Source organism: Devosia soli (assembly GCF_000970455.1).
GTDB lineage: Bacteria > Pseudomonadota > Alphaproteobacteria > Rhizobiales > Devosiaceae > Devosia > Devosia soli.
In genome coordinates, this window is record NZ_LAJG01000042.1 from 37,174 (window position 1) to 54,961 (window position 17,788).

Annotated in this window: 17 protein-coding genes; 6 read left to right on the forward strand and 11 right to left on the reverse strand. The window is 60.7% G+C overall.

The features are described 5' to 3' along the window. Window positions 1-2: 2 nt before the first annotated feature. Window positions 3-557 carry a hypothetical protein gene (locus VW35_RS16715; RefSeq protein WP_046144239.1) on the reverse strand — a complete coding sequence of 185 codons (555 nt, stop codon included), beginning with the start codon at window positions 555-557 and terminating at the stop codon, window positions 3-5. Continuing rightward, on the reverse strand, window positions 558-2,057 hold the full coding sequence (locus tag VW35_RS16720; RefSeq protein ID WP_046144528.1) for a helicase HerA-like domain-containing protein: 1,500 nt from the start codon (window positions 2,055-2,057) through the stop codon (window positions 558-560). A gap of 273 nt (window positions 2,058-2,330) precedes the next feature. Between VW35_RS16720 and VW35_RS16725 the strand changes: the two genes are divergently transcribed. Then, entirely contained in the window at window positions 2,331-3,596 is a 1,266-nt protein-coding gene (locus tag VW35_RS16725; protein ID WP_161796936.1) for a TIGR03808 family TAT-translocated repetitive protein, read from the forward strand. Window positions 3,597-3,689: 93 nt separating this feature from the next. On the opposite strand, the gene VW35_RS16730 is transcribed toward VW35_RS16725, so the two are convergent. Together VW35_RS16730 and VW35_RS16735 are read right to left on the reverse strand one after the other, a co-directional pair. Beyond that, on the reverse strand, window positions 3,690-4,691 hold the full coding sequence (locus VW35_RS16730; RefSeq protein ID WP_046144240.1) for an asparaginase: 1,002 nt from the start codon (window positions 4,689-4,691) through the stop codon (window positions 3,690-3,692). A gap of 119 nt (window positions 4,692-4,810) precedes the next feature. Beyond that, window positions 4,811-5,149, reverse strand: coding sequence for an SH3 domain-containing protein (locus VW35_RS16735; RefSeq protein ID WP_046144241.1), 339 nt, complete (start codon window positions 5,147-5,149; stop codon window positions 4,811-4,813). A gap of 192 nt (window positions 5,150-5,341) precedes the next feature. On the opposite strand from VW35_RS16735, the gene VW35_RS16740 reads away from it, so the two are divergent. Continuing rightward, entirely contained in the window at window positions 5,342-6,205 is an 864-nt protein-coding gene (locus VW35_RS16740) for an NAD-dependent epimerase/dehydratase family protein (protein WP_046144242.1), read from the forward strand. Between the two features lie 112 nt (window positions 6,206-6,317). On the opposite strand, the gene rhaM is transcribed toward VW35_RS16740, so the two are convergent. From rhaM to VW35_RS16770, 6 genes are all read right to left on the reverse strand, one after another. After that, a complete protein-coding gene (gene rhaM / locus VW35_RS16745; RefSeq protein WP_046144243.1) occupies window positions 6,318-6,650 on the reverse strand; it encodes an L-rhamnose mutarotase in 333 nt (110 codons plus the stop codon). Further along, complete coding sequence (locus tag VW35_RS16750; RefSeq protein WP_046144244.1) at window positions 6,647-7,648, reverse strand: ABC transporter permease; 1,002 nt, start codon at window positions 7,646-7,648, stop codon at window positions 6,647-6,649. The genes rhaM and VW35_RS16750 overlap by 4 nt, the downstream gene beginning before the upstream one ends. Continuing rightward, window positions 7,645-8,622, reverse strand: coding sequence for an ABC transporter permease (locus tag VW35_RS16755; RefSeq protein WP_046144245.1), 978 nt, complete (start codon window positions 8,620-8,622; stop codon window positions 7,645-7,647). Before VW35_RS16755 ends, VW35_RS16750 begins: the two co-directional genes overlap by 4 nt. Then, window positions 8,619-10,124, reverse strand: a complete 1,506-nt coding sequence (locus tag VW35_RS16760; protein ID WP_046144246.1) for a sugar ABC transporter ATP-binding protein — start codon at window positions 10,122-10,124, stop codon at window positions 8,619-8,621. Before VW35_RS16760 ends, VW35_RS16755 begins: the two co-directional genes overlap by 4 nt. 179 nt (window positions 10,125-10,303) lie before the next feature. Continuing rightward, on the reverse strand, window positions 10,304-11,290 hold the full coding sequence (gene rhaS / locus VW35_RS16765; protein ID WP_046144247.1) for a rhamnose ABC transporter substrate-binding protein: 987 nt from the start codon (window positions 11,288-11,290) through the stop codon (window positions 10,304-10,306). 32 nt (window positions 11,291-11,322) lie between these two features. After that, window positions 11,323-12,117: a DeoR/GlpR family DNA-binding transcription regulator gene (locus tag VW35_RS16770; RefSeq protein WP_046144248.1), complete on the reverse strand. Its 795-nt coding sequence runs from the start codon at window positions 12,115-12,117 to the stop codon at window positions 11,323-11,325. A 327-nt stretch (window positions 12,118-12,444) separates the two neighbouring features. Here VW35_RS16770 and VW35_RS16775 point away from each other — a divergent pair, with 327 nt between their 5' ends. The 4 genes from VW35_RS16775 to ybaK all read left to right on the forward strand — a co-directional run bounded on the left by VW35_RS16775 (window position 12,445) and on the right by ybaK (window position 17,347). Then, window positions 12,445-14,541 (forward strand): bifunctional rhamnulose-1-phosphate aldolase/short-chain dehydrogenase, encoded by a 2,097-nt coding sequence (locus tag VW35_RS16775; RefSeq protein ID WP_046144249.1) that lies wholly within the window; start codon window positions 12,445-12,447, stop codon window positions 14,539-14,541. Window positions 14,542-14,670: 129 nt separating this feature from the next. Next, window positions 14,671-15,960, forward strand: coding sequence for an L-rhamnose catabolism isomerase (gene rhaI / locus VW35_RS16780; RefSeq protein WP_046144250.1), 1,290 nt, complete (start codon window positions 14,671-14,673; stop codon window positions 15,958-15,960). A 100-nt stretch (window positions 15,961-16,060) separates the two neighbouring features. Further along, complete coding sequence (locus tag VW35_RS16785; protein ID WP_046144251.1) at window positions 16,061-16,576, forward strand: hypothetical protein; 516 nt, start codon at window positions 16,061-16,063, stop codon at window positions 16,574-16,576. Between the two features lie 297 nt (window positions 16,577-16,873). Next, entirely contained in the window at window positions 16,874-17,347 is a 474-nt protein-coding gene (gene ybaK, locus VW35_RS16790) for a Cys-tRNA(Pro) deacylase (RefSeq protein ID WP_046144252.1), read from the forward strand. Window positions 17,348-17,415: 68 nt separating this feature from the next. Here the strand turns inward: ybaK and VW35_RS21095 are convergent, their stop codons facing one another. Beyond that, window positions 17,416-17,562, reverse strand: a complete 147-nt coding sequence (locus VW35_RS21095; RefSeq protein WP_083982949.1) for a DUF1127 domain-containing protein — start codon at window positions 17,560-17,562, stop codon at window positions 17,416-17,418. Window positions 17,563-17,788: the final 226 nt, after the last annotated feature.

Sequence of the window (17,788 nt, forward strand, 5' to 3'; positions counted from 1 at the left end):
GCCTATCGCTTCTGCTCCAGCACCCAGCTGACCTTGTTCCACAGGTCGTCCACCGTGTCGGAGAACTGGATGTTCTTGTCGTAGCCCGGCAGCGCGTGGGACAACACATCGCCCGCAAATCCCTTGATTACCTCAAAGGCTTTGTGCCGGTTGAGCATCACCACGGGTCGTGTCATGCCGCGCGCCGACCAAGCACCGAACAATGCCGAGGCCGACGCAAGCGATCCGGGCAGTGCCACCAGCACCTGCACCTCTTCAGCCAGCCGCGCGTGTCGCGCGGCCGCATCGGGCACAACCGTCACCGGCACTTGGGCTAAGGTCGGCGGCAGCCCCTCGCTGCTATCGGCCAAGATCGAGACCGACCCGCCTGCCGTCTGCGCCGCTGTCATCAGCGGCAACGGCCCGGCCCCATTTTCCCAGAGGCACACCAAATGCGCTCCACGCTTGGCAAAGAGCGTGCCGGCCTGAGTCATAAGGCTCGCACGTTCCGGATCGCCCGGCCCCTTGTCGGACGCGAAAATGCCGATGACCGGATTGTTTCTTGCCAGCTCAGCCATTTATCTGCCGCCCTTCAGGCTACCCAGAATGCCGCGCACGATGGCGCTGCCCAGCCGATTGGCGACAGTGCGGGCGAAGGAATTCATCGCGGCCTCGGCCGGCGTCTGCCGGCTTGATGTGCGCCGGGGCTGGCGGGCTTCTTCGGCCCGCGCCTGGCGCTGCGCCAGCACCCGGTCCTCTTCCGCATACTTTGCCCGCTCGTCGGCCAATTGCCGGTCTCGAGCGCGCCGCTCCAGAATTTCGAACGCCGATTCCCGATCGACCACCGTGTCATAGAGCCCGCCGACCGGCGAATTGGCGAGCGTCGCGTCGCGCTCCGCCGGATTGAGCGGCCCAACTTGCGCCGAAGGCGGCCGGATCAGCGTCCGCCCCACCATCGAGGGCACGCCCTTATCCTCCAGCACCGACACCAGTGCCTCGCCAATGCCGAGTTGCGTGATGACCTCCTCGGTCGAGAAATCCGGATTGGGTCTGAACGTCTCTGCCGCGACTTTAACGGCCTTTTGCTCACGCGGCGTATAGGCACGCAGCGCGTGCTGCACGCGGTTGGCAAGCTGGGCCAAAACGTTCTCCGGAATATCGACCGGGTTCTGCGTCACAAAATAGACGCCGACACCCTTGGAGCGGATGAGTTTGACCACCTGCTCGACCTTATCGATCAGCGCCTTGGGGGCGTCGTCGAAGAGAAGGTGCGCCTCGTCGAAGAAAAACACCATTTTCGGCTTATCCGGATCGCCCACTTCCGGCAGCTCTTCGAATAGCTCGGACAGCAGCCACAATAAGAACGTGCCGTAAAGCCGCGGCGAGGCCATGAGTTGATCCGCCGCGAGGATCGAAATGAATCCGCGCCCGTCGCTATCAGTGCGCATCAGGTCGGCTATTTCGAGCGCTCGCTCGCCAAAGAAATTATCGGCGCCCTGTTGCTCCAAAACCAACAGCGCTCGCTGGATCGCGCCGATCGAAGCGGTGGAAACGTTGCCATAGCGCCCCGAAATCTCCTTGGCCCGCTCCTGGAGATTGACCAGCAGCGCGCGCAGATCCTTCAGATCGAGCAGCAGCAGCCCTTCCTCGTCGGCGACGCGAAAGGCGATGTTGAGCACGCCCTCTTGCGTGTCGTTGAGATCGAGAATGCGACTCAACAGCACCGGCCCCATTTCGGAGATGGTCGCGCGCACCGGATGGCCCTTGGTCCCGAAAAGGTCCCAAAAGATCACTGGAAATGCGTCATTAGCATAGTCGGTAAAGCCGATCTCCTCGGCGCGCTTGGTCTGCCATTCCTGGATCGGCTGACCCTTGGCAACCCCCGAAAGGTCGCCCTTGATATCGGCCGCAAAGACCGGCACGCCCGCCGCCGAAAATCCCTCAGCCAGCGCCTGCAGCGTCACGGTCTTGCCAGTGCCCGTCGCCCCGGTCACCAGCCCATGCCGATTGCCGTATTTGAGGCTGAGATATTCTGGTCGCGTGCTCGTCCCGAGATAGATCTTGCCGTCGACGAGCATTGCCATGCCTCTCAATAAAATCGCTAACCCGTTATAGCCACGCCGTTATGGAGCGAACAAGCTTGGCGAGCATGGCCTACCCAACCACCGGCCCGCACCTCACCCATCATGGGCGAGGCTGGGAGGGGGTGCGGCAGCCGCGACCCAGGCGTCCCGACCACCCTCCTCGCCAGGTGACCCGCCGCATTTGGAGCGCCGCTAACCAATTCCCCCGCTTTTCCTCGCGCCTTCTTTTAAAGCTGGCACAATGCCGTCATGCGCCAAGACATCACGATGACCCGCCGCCATGCCATGTTCGGTCTATCCGCCCTTGCCGCGGTCGCTTCGGCGCCCGTTCAGGCGCAGACGGCCGATCTCGTGCCCGATAGCGACGCCGATCAAACCACAGCCCTCCAGGCCGCCATCGACGGCGCCACAGATCGGTTGACCCTGCCCGCCGGACGGTTCCGCGTCGGCCAGATCAATCTCAAATCCAATTTCACGCTCGAAGGCGTGCCCGGCGCCACCTGGCTCGTCGCTTCCGGCGGGCCGGCTCTCGTCATCGCCAATCAGCAAAGCACCATCGTCCGCGACATGGGCTTTACCGGCAATAGCGGCACAGACCCGCTCTTGGGCATCGAAACCGGCACCGATATTACAGTCGAGCGCTGCCATTTTATCGATGGCTCGAGCATCGCTCTTGGCCTCCATGCCACCTCGGCGCGCATCCGCGATTGCGTCTTCAACAATCATGCCGATTGCGCCATTCATGCCCTCGAAAGCCAGGGCGTGCTCATCTCCGGCAATCACATCGATGGCTGCGGCAATGCCGGCATCCGCATCTGGCGCGACACGCAGGGTGTCGATGGCTCGATCGTCACCAATAACCGCATCGCCAATATCGATTGGAAGGCAGGCGGCAACGGCCAGAACGGCAACGGCATCAATGTCTATCTCGCCGATGAAGTGATCGTTTCAGACAATCACATCAGCGATTGCGCCTTCACCGCCGTTCGTCTCAACACGACGAAGAACACCGTCGTCTCAGGCAATCAGTGCCGCACCTGCGGCGAGGTCGCGATCTTTTCCGAATTCGGTTTTTCTGGCTCGGTCATTGCAGAAAACGTCATCGACGGCGCCGCCACCGGCATTTCCATCACCAATCTGGACAGCGAGGGGCACCTGGCCACCTGCGCCAACAATATCGTGCGCAATATCCTGCCGAAATCAGCGGTCAATCCGGACACCGTCCCCGTCGGCATCTATGTCGAGGCCGAAGTGTCCGTCACGGGAAATATCGTCGAAAACGTTCCCGGCATCGGCATTGCCGCCGGCTTCGGCCGCTTCATGCGCTCGATCATCATTTCCAATAATGTGGTCTATGCCAGCGACATCGGTATCGGTGTTACCGTTGCCGATAATCCCGGCCCGGTACTGATCGCCGATAATATGGTCTATGAGCCCCGCGTCGGCGAAATCGTCGGCCTAGAATGGACCGAGATCACCGAACCGGACCTCCGCGCCGTCGCAGACAAATATCCGCATGTGACGATCAGGTAGGATCCACCTGACCTCAGTCCGACACTTGCTGAGACGACTGAGCACCACCAGCAGATCCCTCCCCCTACCAGGGGGAGGCCAGGTGGGGTTTTGCTAGAACCCGACCGCCCGCATCTCACCCACCACCGTCTTCCGCACATTGACCGTCGGCTGCCGCGCAAAACTCTCCAGCACTATCCGCTGCGCCTCATCCGGCTCCGCAAACTTCAGCAGCAGCGCCGCGACCATGGCCTGGCTCGCCGCCATATTGCCGTCGTCGCATTTGAGCGCGTAGCCAAAACCCTTGTCTCGGATGGCGCCGCATTGCACGCCCTCGGCGCCGCCCTTTTGCATCACCCGGCCACCAAAGGCCTCCATCACCAGCGTATCGAGATGCCCCGTTCCCGCGACGAGGAGCGGGTGCGTAGTCGCCGCATTGAACAGCGCCTGCACCCCCGCCGCGTGCCCGGCATCGAGGCCCTTCCCCGTCGCCATGCGCGCAAAGCCATGCGCCCAGGCGCGGATCGGCGCCGCCCAGGTCGGGATCGAGCACCCATCGGTCCCACAGCGATCCTCGGTGAGCCCTTCGCCGATCACCGCTTCCACCGCCGCCCGCACCGCGCGCTGCACATCGTGCTCGCGGCTAACATAGCCCGCCGTCGGCACGCCCATGGCCAGCGCCACGCTCAGCATTCCCGCATGCTTGCCCGAGCAATTATTGTGGAGCGCGCTCGGCTCCTCGTGCTTTTCGCGCAGATCCTCCCGCGCCGCGCCATTGGTCGGCTGGTGCGCGCCGCATTCGAGCGTCGCCTCCGACAGCCCCATGCGCTCCAAGAATCTGCCCACCCGGCTCGTATGCACCTCTTCGCCATGATGCGAGGCGCACGCCAGCGCCAGTTCTTCCGAGGAATGATGAAACCGCTCGACCGCATGCCGATCAAAGATCGCCAGGGCCTGCATTGATTTGATCGCCGAGCGCGGAAAGACCGGCCGCTCGATATCCCCCGCCGAGGCAATGATCCGCCCATCGGCATCCATCACGACGAAGGCGCCGCGATGGCGATTTTCCACCCAATTGCCGCGCACGGCCTCGGCGAGAACGGGATTGGCATCCATAAAAGAAAACTCCGGTCCAGATAGTCCACGAGGAACAATTCTGAACCGGAAAAGTCAATGCATGGGGAGGGTCGGTACACGGTCCCTAAAAAGGCCGATGGAGGGGTCGGCCTAAAAATTCAAATATCTCTATCGCCAAGCGGCGAGAGGTAGCGGGAGTTCACCCAACCGCGCGTTTCGCCATTATCGGCAAGGCACCAGTCCGAGCTTTTCGCCACCTCGATACATCGCTCGACCCAGACCGGCGTTCCCGGCGCAAAGCTGCCGATCTTCTGCGAATAGCTCGCCGGCCATTTGCGCACCTGCAGCGCGTCCCAAGGCGCGACGCGCGACACTTGCGCGGGTTGGTCCACATCATAGCCCGCCGCCATGGCCGGCTGCACCACGAACCCGGCAGTCACCGCGATCACGAGACCGCAGAGAGTGGCGACTAAAACCTTTTCCTGGCGCTTGTTCATTTTCGTCCCCCGACGACACAATTCATGATAGCGCCAACATGGATCAATCCGCTTGAACTCGGCCTGATGGCTCCGTTCAGTTTCGGTTCATTCGCGCGGGAAGGCGCTGCCTGTTGGCAAGGCTAGCAATTGCGCCTAACGTTCTCCTCAAGACCAGCGCAGAAAATCCGCGTGGAATTTGAGGAGGTTCGGATGAAAAAGGTTCTCGTCACCGGAGGCAGCGGCAAGCTCGGCCGCGCCGTGCTGCGCGATCTCGTAGCGCATGGCTATGACGTGCTCAATGTCGACAGCCAGGCCCTCCCCGAACCCATCTGCCGCTCGGTCAAAGTCGACCTGACCAATTTCGGCGAAGTCGCCTCCGCCATTCTCGGCGGCATCGACGAGCGCGGCGGCCCCTTCGATGCCGTTGTCCACCTCGCGGCCATCCCAGCGCCGGGCCTTGCCGCCAATGCCAAGACTTTCGCCAACAATGTGCCGACGACCTACAATGTCTTCGAGGCCTGTCGCCTCGCGAAGATCAAGAACGTCGTCTTCGCCTCGAGCGAAACCGTCCTTGGTCTCCCCTTCGACACGCCCCCGCCTTATGCACCGGTCGACGAGGAATATTTCCCGCGCCCGGAAAGTGCCTATTCACTCGGAAAACTGCTCGACGAAACCATGGCAGCCCAGTTCTGCCGTTGGGACCCGGAATTGCGCATGGTGGGCCTGAGGTTCTCCAATGTCATGTATCCCGAAGACTATGCAGCCTTTCCCAAGTTCGACAGCGACCCCAAGGCGCGCAAGTGGAACCTTTGGGCCTATATCGACGCCCGCGACGGCGCTCAGGCCGTCCGCCGCGCGCTTCAGGCCGATTTCAAAGGCTTTGAAGCCTTCATCATCGCCAATGCGGATTCAGTAATGAACCGCTCCAACATCTCGCTTTTGGCCGAAGTCTTCCCAGACGTGCCGCACAAGGGCAACATCGCCACCAATTCGACCCTGCTCTCGATCGAAAAAGCCAAACGCATGCTAGGCTATTCGCCGCAGTATTCCTGGCGGAACGAAGTGGGTAAGTAACCTCACCCAGCCCCCTGGTAGGGGAAGGACGTATCGAGTTTGGCTCGGCATTTGTGAGCCACCGGCAGATCCCTCCCCCTGGCAGGGGGAGGTTAGGTGGGGGTCCTGCCCCTCACTTCATCCAGAACACGGGCAACAAATCCACCGACACCGGCTCGCTCTTCTCATTCGTCGCCATGATATCGGCCATATGCGCCCACCAGCGCTTCATCACCTCGGTGTTGGGCAGGTCGGCCATCGTGTGATCGACCCGGCGCCACAACACGCCGAAGAGCGTATTGGTCTCTTCGTCGAGATGGATCGAATAGTCCTTCACGCCCGCTTCGTGCAGCAGGTCGACGAGTTCAGGAAAAATCTCGTCGTGGCGCTTTTTATATTCCGCCGTCATGCCCGGATTGAGCCGCATCTTGAAGGCGTGCTTTTCGTAGCCGTTGTCGGTGATCATGCGCGTCTTTGCCTCCACATGCGAAACAGGATCGGCAGCGCGATCACGACGATCAGCAGCGAGCCGATGAAAATCGACATGACGATGCCGGGCACATTGAGAAGCCCGAGCCCAAAGGTCACGAGCCCCATGATCAGCGCGGCCAGCACGACGCCGATGATCGTGCCCGAGCCGCCAAGGATGGAGACCCCACCCAGGACCACCATTGTCACCGCCTCGAGCTCAAAGCCTTCAGCGATCGACGGCCGCGTCGATCCAAGCCGCGCCGTCAGAAGCACCGCGGCGATGCCGCTCATCAGCCCGGTCAGGCAGAACAGCACGAACTTGATGCGATCGACCCGCACGCCGGAAAAGCGCGCCGCCGTCGCATTATTGCCGATGGCATAGACCCGACGCCCGAAATTGGTGTGCTGCAGCAGCACATAGAAAATGACGGCCGCCACGACGAAGAGCACCAGCTCGAACGAAATAACCCAGAACACATAGCCCTGCCCGAACCAGGAAAAGCTCGCCGGGTAACCCTTAAAGCTCTGATCGCCCAAAACGATATAGGCGATGCCGCGGAAGAGGCTCATCGTACCGATGGTGACCACGATCGAGGGCAGTTTCAGTCCGGTCACCAGGAACCCGTTGAACGCCCCGCAGAGCAACCCGACACCGATCCCCACCATGACGAGCACGGGCGTATCCACCCCAGCCTGTAGCGCCAGCCCCATCATGGTCGAAGCCAGTGCAATGATCGAGGCGACGGACAGGTCGATCTCGCCGGTGATGATGATCAGCGCCATGGCGAGCGCGATCAGCGCCTTTTCGGTGAAGTTGAACGTCATATCGCTCAAGCTCCACTCGTTGAGGAAGTAGGGCGAGGCGAAGGAATTGGCGATGAAGATCGCCAGCGCCACAAGCACCAGCAGGCTTTCCCAACTGAGCACAGCGGATTTCAGCGGCTTATCGAGGCGGTCGGGAAGCTGGCGGCCGGTTGCAGGGAAATCGGTCATACGGCTGCTGCCTTCTTCAAAATAATCCGCCCCTTGGTCCGTTCACTGCGGCCATTGAGCACGACCGCAATCAGGATCGCCGCGCCCGAAATCGCCATCTGCCAGAATGGCGAGACGCCGATCACTGGCAAAGCATTGTTGACGACGCCGAGGAACAGCGCGCCGAGCAGCGCGCCTGCCACCGTCCCGATGCCACCGGCAATCGACACGCCGCCAATGACGCAGGCGGCAACGATGGTCAGTTCATAGCCACCGGCCACTTCCACCGAGGCGATCACATAGCGCGAAATCCAGAGATAGCCGCAGAGCCCCGAAATGGCCCCGGCCAGTACGAAAGCGAGAAACTTCGTCCGCCCCACATTAATGCCCGTATAGACCGCCGCCGTCGGATTGACGCCGATGGCATAAAAGGCCCGGCCCTGCGGCGTGCGCGTCATCAGGAGATAGACGAGCCCCGCCACCACCACAGCAAACCACGACAGGATCGGCAGCCCGAGGAACGACCCGCGCTGGAGCTGGATGAACTCCTGGCTCATCTGCGCCGCATTGACCCAGGCGCCGCCGGAAATCACGAAGACGAGGCCGCGGAAAATCGTCAGCGTGCCCAGGGTGACAACGATCGGCGGAATATCAAGCTTCCAGACGAGAATGCCATTGAACGCCCCCAGCGCTGCGCCGACCACGACGCAGCCTGCGATCAGCAGCGGGATCGGCACGCCAGGCGCCGCCGCATTGATCATGGCCACGATCATGCCCGTCAGCGCCAGGTTCGACGCCATCGAGAGGTCGATGGAGCGCGTCAGGATGACCGCCATCTGCCCGAGCGCCAGCATCATCAGGATCGAGGTGTCATTAAAAATCGTAAGAAGATTGCCGGGCTGGGAAAAGCGCGGGAAGCGCAGCGTCACCAGCACGATAACGGCGAGAATACCGAGGGCCAGCCAGAGTTCGCGGGTTTTCAGTAGCCGGTTCATGCCGCCTTCTCCTCAGCAATGCCAGCGGCCAGACGCACCAGCGTCTCGGGCTGCAAGTTAGTATTGTCGAGTGTCTCGACCATCCGCCCCTCGCGCATGACGACGACGCGGTCGCTCATGCCCAAAATTTCCGGCAGTTCCGACGAGACCATGATCACCGAGAGCCCCTGGCTCACGAGTTCCCCCATGAATTCGTGCACCGCTGCTTTCGAGCCGATATCGATGCCCTTGGTCGGTTCATCGAGAATGATCACCTTAGGCAGCGTCGCCAGCCACTTGGCGATAACGACCTTCTGCTGGTTGCCGCCTGACAGGGTCGACACATTCTGGCTCAGCGAAGAAGCGCGGAGATCAAGCCGCTCGGTATAGGTCCGCGCCAGCTTGTATTCTTCCGCCATGCGAATGAAGCCTTTTGAGCTGGTCTTTTCTAGGCTCGGCAGCGACACGTTCTTGAAGATGGGCTCGCCGGTAATGACCCCTTGCTTGCCGCGTTCTTCGGGCACATAGACGATGCCGGCTTCCACCGCATCCGCCGGCGAGCGCGGCGCGATCGTCTTGCCATCGAGCACTATGGTGCCGCCCGATACTTCGGTCATCCCGAAGACGGCTTGCATGACCTCGGAGCGCCCGGCGCCTACGAGGCCATAAAACCCAAGAATCTCGCCCTTCCGCACCGAAAACGAAATGTTCTCGAACTCGGTCGGATGGCTGAGCCCCGTCACCTCAAGCACCGGCGCCCCAATGGTCGCCGCGCGAGTCGGGAAAATCTGATCGACCGAGCGGCCGACCATCATCTTGACGATCTCGCTTTGCGGCGTGTCCTTGATAAAGCCTTTGCCCACCATTTCGCCATCGCGGAACACAGTGTAGCGGTCGGCGATGCGATAGATCTCGTCGAACTTGTGCGAGATGAAGAGGATCGCCTTGCCCTCCTTTTTCAGCAGCTCAACGAGCACATAAAGCTCTTCGATTTCTTTCTGGCTCAGCGCAGCGGTCGGCTCGTCCATGATCACGACCTGCGCATCGACGGAGAGCGCGCGCGCCACGGCCACGAGATGCTTCTTGGCGATCCCCAATTCCTTCAGGGGAATACCCGCATCGATCCCTGCAGCCATGGAGTCGAGCGTCTTCTGCGCCTCCGACTTCATGGTCTTCCAATCGATCATGCCGAAGCGATTGCGCGGCGCGTGCCCGAGATAGATGTTCTCGGCCACGGTCAACTCATCGAACAGTACCGTTTCCTGATGGATCGCGGTGATCCCCGCATCGCTCGCCGAAATCGCCGTCGGCAGCGTCACGACCTTTTCGCCAACCCGGATTTCGCCAGCGTCCGGCTGGTAAATCCCGGTCATGGTCTTCACCAGCGTCGACTTGCCCGCGCCATTCTCCCCGATCAGCGCCGTTACCTCACCGGGATAAAGCTCCAGCGCCACATTATGCAGCGCCCGCACACCAGGGAAGGTCTTGGTGATACCCGAAAGGGTCAGAATGGGGTCGGTCATTGGCAACGATGCTCACGGTGTAGCGCAGTACCAGTCACATTCGTCATTGCCCGGCTCGTCCGGGCAATCCATGCGATGGCTCCGCGCCACTGGACCACCGGGACAAGCCCGGTGGTGACGAAGGAACGGAAAATAGTCAGCCCGGCGCCATGGCGCCGGGCTTTGGCAGTCTCGGGACCTCAATAGATCTTCGAGAATTCTTCGATATTGGTCTTGTCGAACTGGAACGGGGCAGCCATGGCGGCCGAGTTCGTGTCGTCGAGGGTCACTTCGCCCACCTTGCCGATCGAGAACACTGCGCCTGGCTTGGCTTCTTCGCCCTTGATCAGGTCATTGGCGAGATAAACAGCCGAGTAGCCGAGGTCGATCGGGTTCCACAGCGCCACGGCCTGCGAAGCGCCGTTGTCGATGAACTGCTTGAACTCGGACGGCAGGGCGAGCCCCGTGACATTGATCTTGCCGATCAGGTTCTGGTCGGTCACGACCTGAGCCGCCGCGACAACACCAACGGTAGTCGGCGCGATGATGGCCTTGAGGTTAGGATAAGCCGCAATGAGCCCGCGGGCTTCTTCGGTCGACTTTACCGAGTCATCATCGCCATAGACGGTCGCGACGAGGTTGATGTTCGGGAACTTTTCCGGAATGACGGCCTTGGCGGCTTCGATCCAGGCATTCTGGTTGGTCGCGGTGGACGCGGCCGAGAGAATGGCAACATCGCCGCCTTCGGGCAGGTAGTCTGCCGCGAGCTTGATGATGGTTTCCCCGATCAGCGCGGTTTCCGACGGATTGAGGTGGATCTGGCGACCTTCGGGTGCAACGCCCGAGTCCCAGGAAATGACCTTGATGCCGCGGTCCATGGCGCGCTTCAGCACGGGCACGAGAGCATCCGGATCATTGGCGGAGATCGCGATGGCGTCGACCTGCTGGGCGATCAGCGAATTGACGACTTCGATCTGGGCTTCGGCGGTCGCGGTGGTCGGGCCGGTATAGATGACCTCGATATCGCCGAGTTCCTTGGCCGCGTCCTGCGCGCCCTTGTTGGCGGCGTCGAAGAAGCCATTGCCGAGCGATTTAACGACGAGCGCAATGCGCGTCTGTGCAAAGGCCGGTGTCGCCAGAAGGATGGCGGCGGCAGCGGTAGCGGCCATCAGCTTAAAGAGTTTCATAAATTCCCTCCCTGGGATTTCTCGATTGTTTCTCAGGCCACGGCGGCCTGAGCAGGCGTTTCCACGACGATCAACCGTACGCCCGCCGTTTCCAGCATCTGTCGGTCTTCGTCGCGGATGCCGGCATCGGTTATGACAGCGGCAATCTTGTCGAGGCCGCACAAGATCAGACTTGAGCGGCCGGTAAATTTGGAAGAGTCGGCAAGAACGATCAGCTCGTCTGCCTGCCCGATCAGCGCCAGCTCGGATTGCACGACCATGGGGTCGGCCTCCATCAGCCCATGGGCGCCAATCCCCTGGCAGCCGATGAACATGCGCTTGGCATAAAAGTGCGACGCCACCACCCCGCCAAAAGGCGAGAGGATGACGTTCTGCTCGCGATAGACCGTGCCGCCCGGAATGACGACGGGATTGCGCGAGTTGTGAATGAGGAATTCGGCGATCGCAAAGGAGTTGGTGAAGACGCTGACGCGCTTGGTCGATAGATGATGCACCATCTGATAGGTCGTCGTGCCGCCATTGATGATGATCGGCTCGCCATCATTGCAGAGATCCGCCGCCGCTTTCGCGATTGCGCGCTTTTGCACGATATTGATCGTTTCATTGACCGAAAATGGCCGCCCGACCAATCCGCCCTGCGATGGCGGGTTGATCGCCTCGGCCCCGCCCCGCACGCGCCGCACCTTGCCCTGCTCGTCGAGCGCGGCAATGTCCCGGCGAATGGTTGCTTCGGAAGAGCCCGTCAGATCGCACAGGTCCGCAACCGTCACCATGGCATGGGACTGGGCTGCGGCGAGAATAACGCGGTGGCGTTCCGTTTCGTGCAATGCTGATACTCCTCAGGCGCAGTGCTTTCATTCTTTCCGAGCAGAGTCAATCAGCATTTTGCCATTTACAATCATCTTCACGCACACCTGACGATTGATGATCGTTTCTGATTGACAGCGTGAACCGTTCTATGGCCATGTCCGCGCCAAAGGCCTGCATGCATCGCGCAGCAGATGCCGCGCCCTCGGTTGTCACCCCGGCGAAGGCCGGGGCCCATCCTGAGATCTCAAGATGGATCCCGGCTCAAGGCCGGGATGACACCTGGTGGGTGGAAACGATCTGAACCAAGCGTCGCCAGCGGCGCCACCACTTCGGGAGGAATCTTCATGTCCACCGCGCCCAAGCGCCTTGAAAACAAGTGGGACGATGCAAAAGCCGCGTCCATGACCGAGCCGGAGCGCCTCGTCTATCGCTCGAATCTCCTTGGCTCGGACAAACGCGTCACCAATTATGGCGGCGGCAACACCTCCTCCAAGATTATGCAGAAGGACCCGCTTACGGGCGAGATGGTCGAGGTCCTCTGGGTTAAGGGTTCGGGCGGCGACAGCGCCTCGATCAAGCTAGACGGCTTTTCGACGCTCTATATGGACAAGCTCCGCGCCCTCAAGGGCCTCTATCGCGGCGTCGAGTTCGAAGACGAAATGGTGGGCTACCTGCCCCACGCGACGTTCAACCTGAACCCGCGCGCTGCGTCGATCGACACCCCGCTCCATGCCTATGTGAACCACCCTTTCGTCGATCACATGCACCCCGACGCGATCATCGCCATCGCGGCTTCCAAGAACTCGAAAGAGCTCACCAAGCAGATCTTTGGCGACACCATCGGCTGGCTCCCCTGGAAGAAGCCGGGCTTTGAGCTGGGCCTCTGGCTCGGCAAATATTGTGAAGAGAACCCCAACTCCAAGGGCCTGATCCTTGAATCCCACGGCCTCTTCACCTGGGGCGACACCCCCAAGGAATGCTACGAAACGACCATCGGCATCATCAATCAGGCCATCGAATGGTTTGAGAAAGAGACCGAAGGCAAGACCATCTTCGGTGGCCAAGCCGTGCAGTCGCTCGATGCCGACGCCCGCCGCGCCGTTGCGGCCAAACTCATGCCAAAAATCCGCGGCTTCATCTCCGAAGACAGCCACAAGCTCGGCCACTTCGATGACTCAGCCGCCGTGCTCGAATTCGTCAATTCCAGGAATCTGCGCCCGCTCGCAGCCCTCGGCACCTCCTGCCCGGACCATTTCCTGCGCACCAAAATCCGACCGCTGGTCATCGACTTCGACCCGGCCAACCCGGACGTGGATGCCGTCATTGCCGGCCTCGACAAGCAGATCGCCGATTATCGCGCCGACTATCAGGCCTATTACGATCGCTGCAAGCACGACAACTCGCCTGCCATCCGCGATCCCAACGCCGTCGTTTACCTAATCCCGGGCGTCGGCATGCTGACCTTCGCCAAGGACAAGGCCACGGCCCGTATCTCCGGCGAGTTCTATGTCAACGCCATCAACGTGATGCGCGGCGCCTCGACCGTCAGCGAATATCAGGGCCTGCCCGAGCAGGAGGCCTTCGACATCGAATATTGGCTGCTTGAAGAAGCCAAACTCCAGCGCATGCCCAAGCCAAAGTCCCTTGCCGGCAAGATTGCCCTCGTCACCGGCGGCGCTGGCGGCATCGGCAAGGCAACGGCCGCCCGTCTCCTCCGCGAAGGCGCCTGTGTCGTCCTCGCCGATATCGACCAGACCGCCCTCGATGGCGCCACGGCCGAACTATCCGGCATTTTTGGCGCCGATTTCGTCCGCCCGGTGAACATCAACGTCACCAAGGAAGACCAGGTCCTCGCCGGCTTCGCCCACGCCGTGGTCGAATTCGGCGGCCTCGACATCCTGGTGTCGAACGCCGGCCTCGCCTCCTCGGCCCCGATCGAAGACACCTCGCTTGACCTCTGGAACAAGAACATGGACATCCTGTCCACGGGCTATTTCCTCGTGTCGCGTGAAGCCTTCCGTCTGTTCCGCCAACAGAAGATCGGCGGCAATGTCGTCTTCGTTGCGTCCAAGAACGGCCTTGCCGCTTCCCCCAACGCTGCCGCCTATTGCACTGCCAAGGCTGCCGAGATTCATCTGGCGCGCTGCCTCGCCCTCGAAGGCGCGGAAGCCCAGATCCGCGTCAACGTCGTCAATCCAGACGCCGTTTTGCGTGGCTCGAAGATCTGGGCCGGCGAATGGCTGGAACAGCGCGCATCGACCTACAAGACCGATAAGGACGGCCTTGAAGAGATGTATCGTCAGCGTTCGATGCTGAAGCGCTCGGTGTTCCCGGAAGACATCGCCGAAGCCATCTATTTCTTCGCCTCGGAAGCCTCGGCAAAGTCCACCGGCAACATCATCAACGTCGACGCCGGCAACGCCCAGTCGTTCCCGCGTTAATTTGGCATAGTCCTAGCCCACCCACTGAATGTCACCCGGCGCAAGCCGGGGCCCATCCTGAGATCTCAAGATGGATCCCGGCTGAAGGCCGGGATGACAGCCGGTGGGTGTGGGAGGAGGAGCAAAAACATGACCGAACACATCATCGACGCATCCATCGTTGAAGCCGACAACAGCAAGCGCGAGGCTGACCTCCGCCGCGATTACGAAACCCTCGGCGAACGCCTAGACCGTCGCGGCATCTCCATCGACGCCGTCAAAGCCAAAGTCGCAAAATTCTCCGTCGCCGTCCCCTCCTGGGGCGTCGGCACCGGCGGCACGCGCTTTGCTAAATTCCCGGGCAAGGGCGAACCCCGCGACATCTTCGATAAGATCGAAGACTGCGCCGTCATCGCCCAGCTGACCCAGGCGACGAAAACCATCTCCCTCCACATTCCGTGGGACAAGGCCGACCCGAACCGTCTGAAGCAGGCCGCCAGCCGCTTCAATCTCGGCTTTGACGCGATGAACTCGAACACCTTTTCGGACGCCAAGGGCCAGATGCAGAGCTACAAGTTCGGCTCGCTCTCGGCTTATGACAAGGCGACCCGCGACCAGGCGATCGAGCACAATCTTGAATGCATCGAGATCGGCAAGACCATCGGCTCGAAGGCCCTGACCATCTGGATCGGCGACGGTTCCAACTTCCCCGGCCAGGTCAACTTCGCCGACCAGTTCGCCAATTATCTCGATAGTGCCAAGGCGATCTACGCCGCCCTGCCCGACGACTGGCACGTCTATACCGAACACAAGATGTACGAGCCGGCCTTCTATTCGACGGTCGTGCAGGATTGGGGCACCAATTACATCATCGCCAAGGAACTGGGCGACAAGGCCCTGTGCCTCGTCGATCTCGGCCACCACGCGCCCAACGTGAACATTGAAATGATCGTCTCGCGCCTTGCCCAGTTCGGCAAGCTCGGCGGCTTCCACTTCAACGATTCCAAGTACGGCGACGACGATCTCGACGCCGGCTCGGTCGATCCCTACCGTCTGTTCCTCGTCTTCAACGAACTCGTCGACATCGAAGCCCGCGACGCCGACTTCCACCCGGCCCACATGCTCGACCAGAGCCACAACGTCACCGACCCGATCGAGTCGTTGATGCTCTCTGCCTCCGACGTCCAGCGCTCCTACGCCCAGGCCCTCCTCGTCGACCGCGCGACCCTCAAAGCCGCCCAGACCGACAACGACGCGCTGACCGCCACCCAGCAACTGCGCCAAGCCTTCCGCACCGACGTCGAGCCGATCCTTGCATTGGCCCGCCTCGAAGCCGGCGGCGCCATCGACCCATTGGCGGCCTACCGCGCCAGCAACTACCGCGCCAAGGTTGCCGACATCCGTCCTACTGTTGAGGGCGGTTCGGGCGGTATCGTCTAACCAGCAACGAGTTCCAGCGCTTCTCCCAAGTAGCGACAGAAAAAAGGCCCGGCGAGCACTCACCGGGCCTTTTTGATATTGTGAAGCAAAGGAGATTCGTGTGCACGATCAAAAACTGGCACGGGCCGAAGAATTTCAAGTCTTCTTAAAACACCTGCACACATACGACATGCTTGGGGTCGTAATTGTGGGCGCATTGTACATTGAGCAGGAGCTTAAGAAGCTCTGCAAAAGTCACATGTACGACGCCGAGGCGATCGATCAGGCGAAGTTGACATTTGACCAGTGGGTCCATCTTTCGATTGCTTTTGGCCTCACTGCAAAATTGAAGTCATCACTGAAGTCTTTTGCCAATGTCCGCAACAAATATGCTCATCAGCTAGGGTATGAAATAACTGAAAAGGCAATGAAGGATTTGGTGAAAAGCTTTGACGGTGAACACCGAGGCTTCATGCATACTTCTATTCGAAAGACGAATGTCAAACTGGGGCTAGAAGCAGGTAAGGATTTCCACGATTTCGATCTGACAATGAGAATGTTGATGGTAGTAACGACGTTGCGCGGCGCCCTTGTGACAGCAAATTCACAGGCAGTAGCGCTTAAGACCACACTGTAGACGCTACCCCCGCACCAGCCCCCCAAAATAATCCAACCCATAATCCTCCGCCGTTTCGACCAAAATCAACTCCCGCCCCCCGGAACGGCCCAGCCCGGCTTCGGCTCTCTCCCGCCCCCCCCAAGCGGCCACTCAAAGCCATCAAAAGACCGACTTCGGCATACATCGCCATCAGCGCGCCTTTGACGTAGTCCCTGCCCGCTCCGTTGGGGCTGTTAGCGCGTCTCCCTCTTCAGCAGCGTCTGGACCTTGCGCGCCAAGGCTTGCCGTTTGCCGCGAGCGGGCTAAAAAGGACGCATGTCCAAGACCACACCCGCCACCCAAGCGCTCATAAAGGCCGGGATCAACTTTACCCTGGCCCACTACGATTACGATCCGAACGCCGAACGCGTCGGGCTGCAAGCCGCTGAAGCCATGGGCGTTTCTCCCGGCGAGGTCTTCAAAACCTTGATGGCCGAGCTTGATGGCAAGCCGGTCTGCGCCATCGTCCCGTCGGATGAAGAGGTCAACATGAAGAAGCTTGCCGCCGCGCTCGGTGGCAAGTCGGCGCATATGATGAAGCCCGCCGATGCGGAACGACTGACGGGCTATAAGGTTGGCGGCATAAGCCCGCTCGGTCAACGAAAGCCCGTTCCGACGGCACTCGATGAAATGGCCGAGCTTTACGAAGAGATTTTTCTCAACGGGGGTCAGCGCGGCCTGCAAATCCGCATAAGGCCCGCCGACCTTATCACCGCGCTAGACTGCGCCGTCGCGGACCTTACCCGATAACCGGACCCGGAAATGACAAAAGGCGCCCGATTGGACGCCTTCATCATCATTCTCGTACTGGCTGAAAATCAGACAGCGTAGGTGCCGCGAGCGATCGACTTGATGTCGGCGCGGGTGATGCCCAGATCGGTCAGCTGGCGTGCGTCGAGCGAGTTCAGCTCGCGCATTGTGCGCTGGTAACGGGCGTAGTCGGCAAGCTTCTTTGCAAAGTTCATTTCGGTTCCCCTTCGTTTGCTGACCTCTATGTAGATCGACTAAGTCGTGATTAGTAGACAGTCTCTCTGCACATCCGTTATGCACTTACTGCATCCAAATGAGGCATATGGTTCATATTCGGTTTAGGTGGGCGTGGCTGACAAACCGAACAAACTCTGCGACCGCGCATCACCAAACTACGCAAAACAAAGGAAAACCGGGCAATGCAGATGCGTCGCCCGGTTG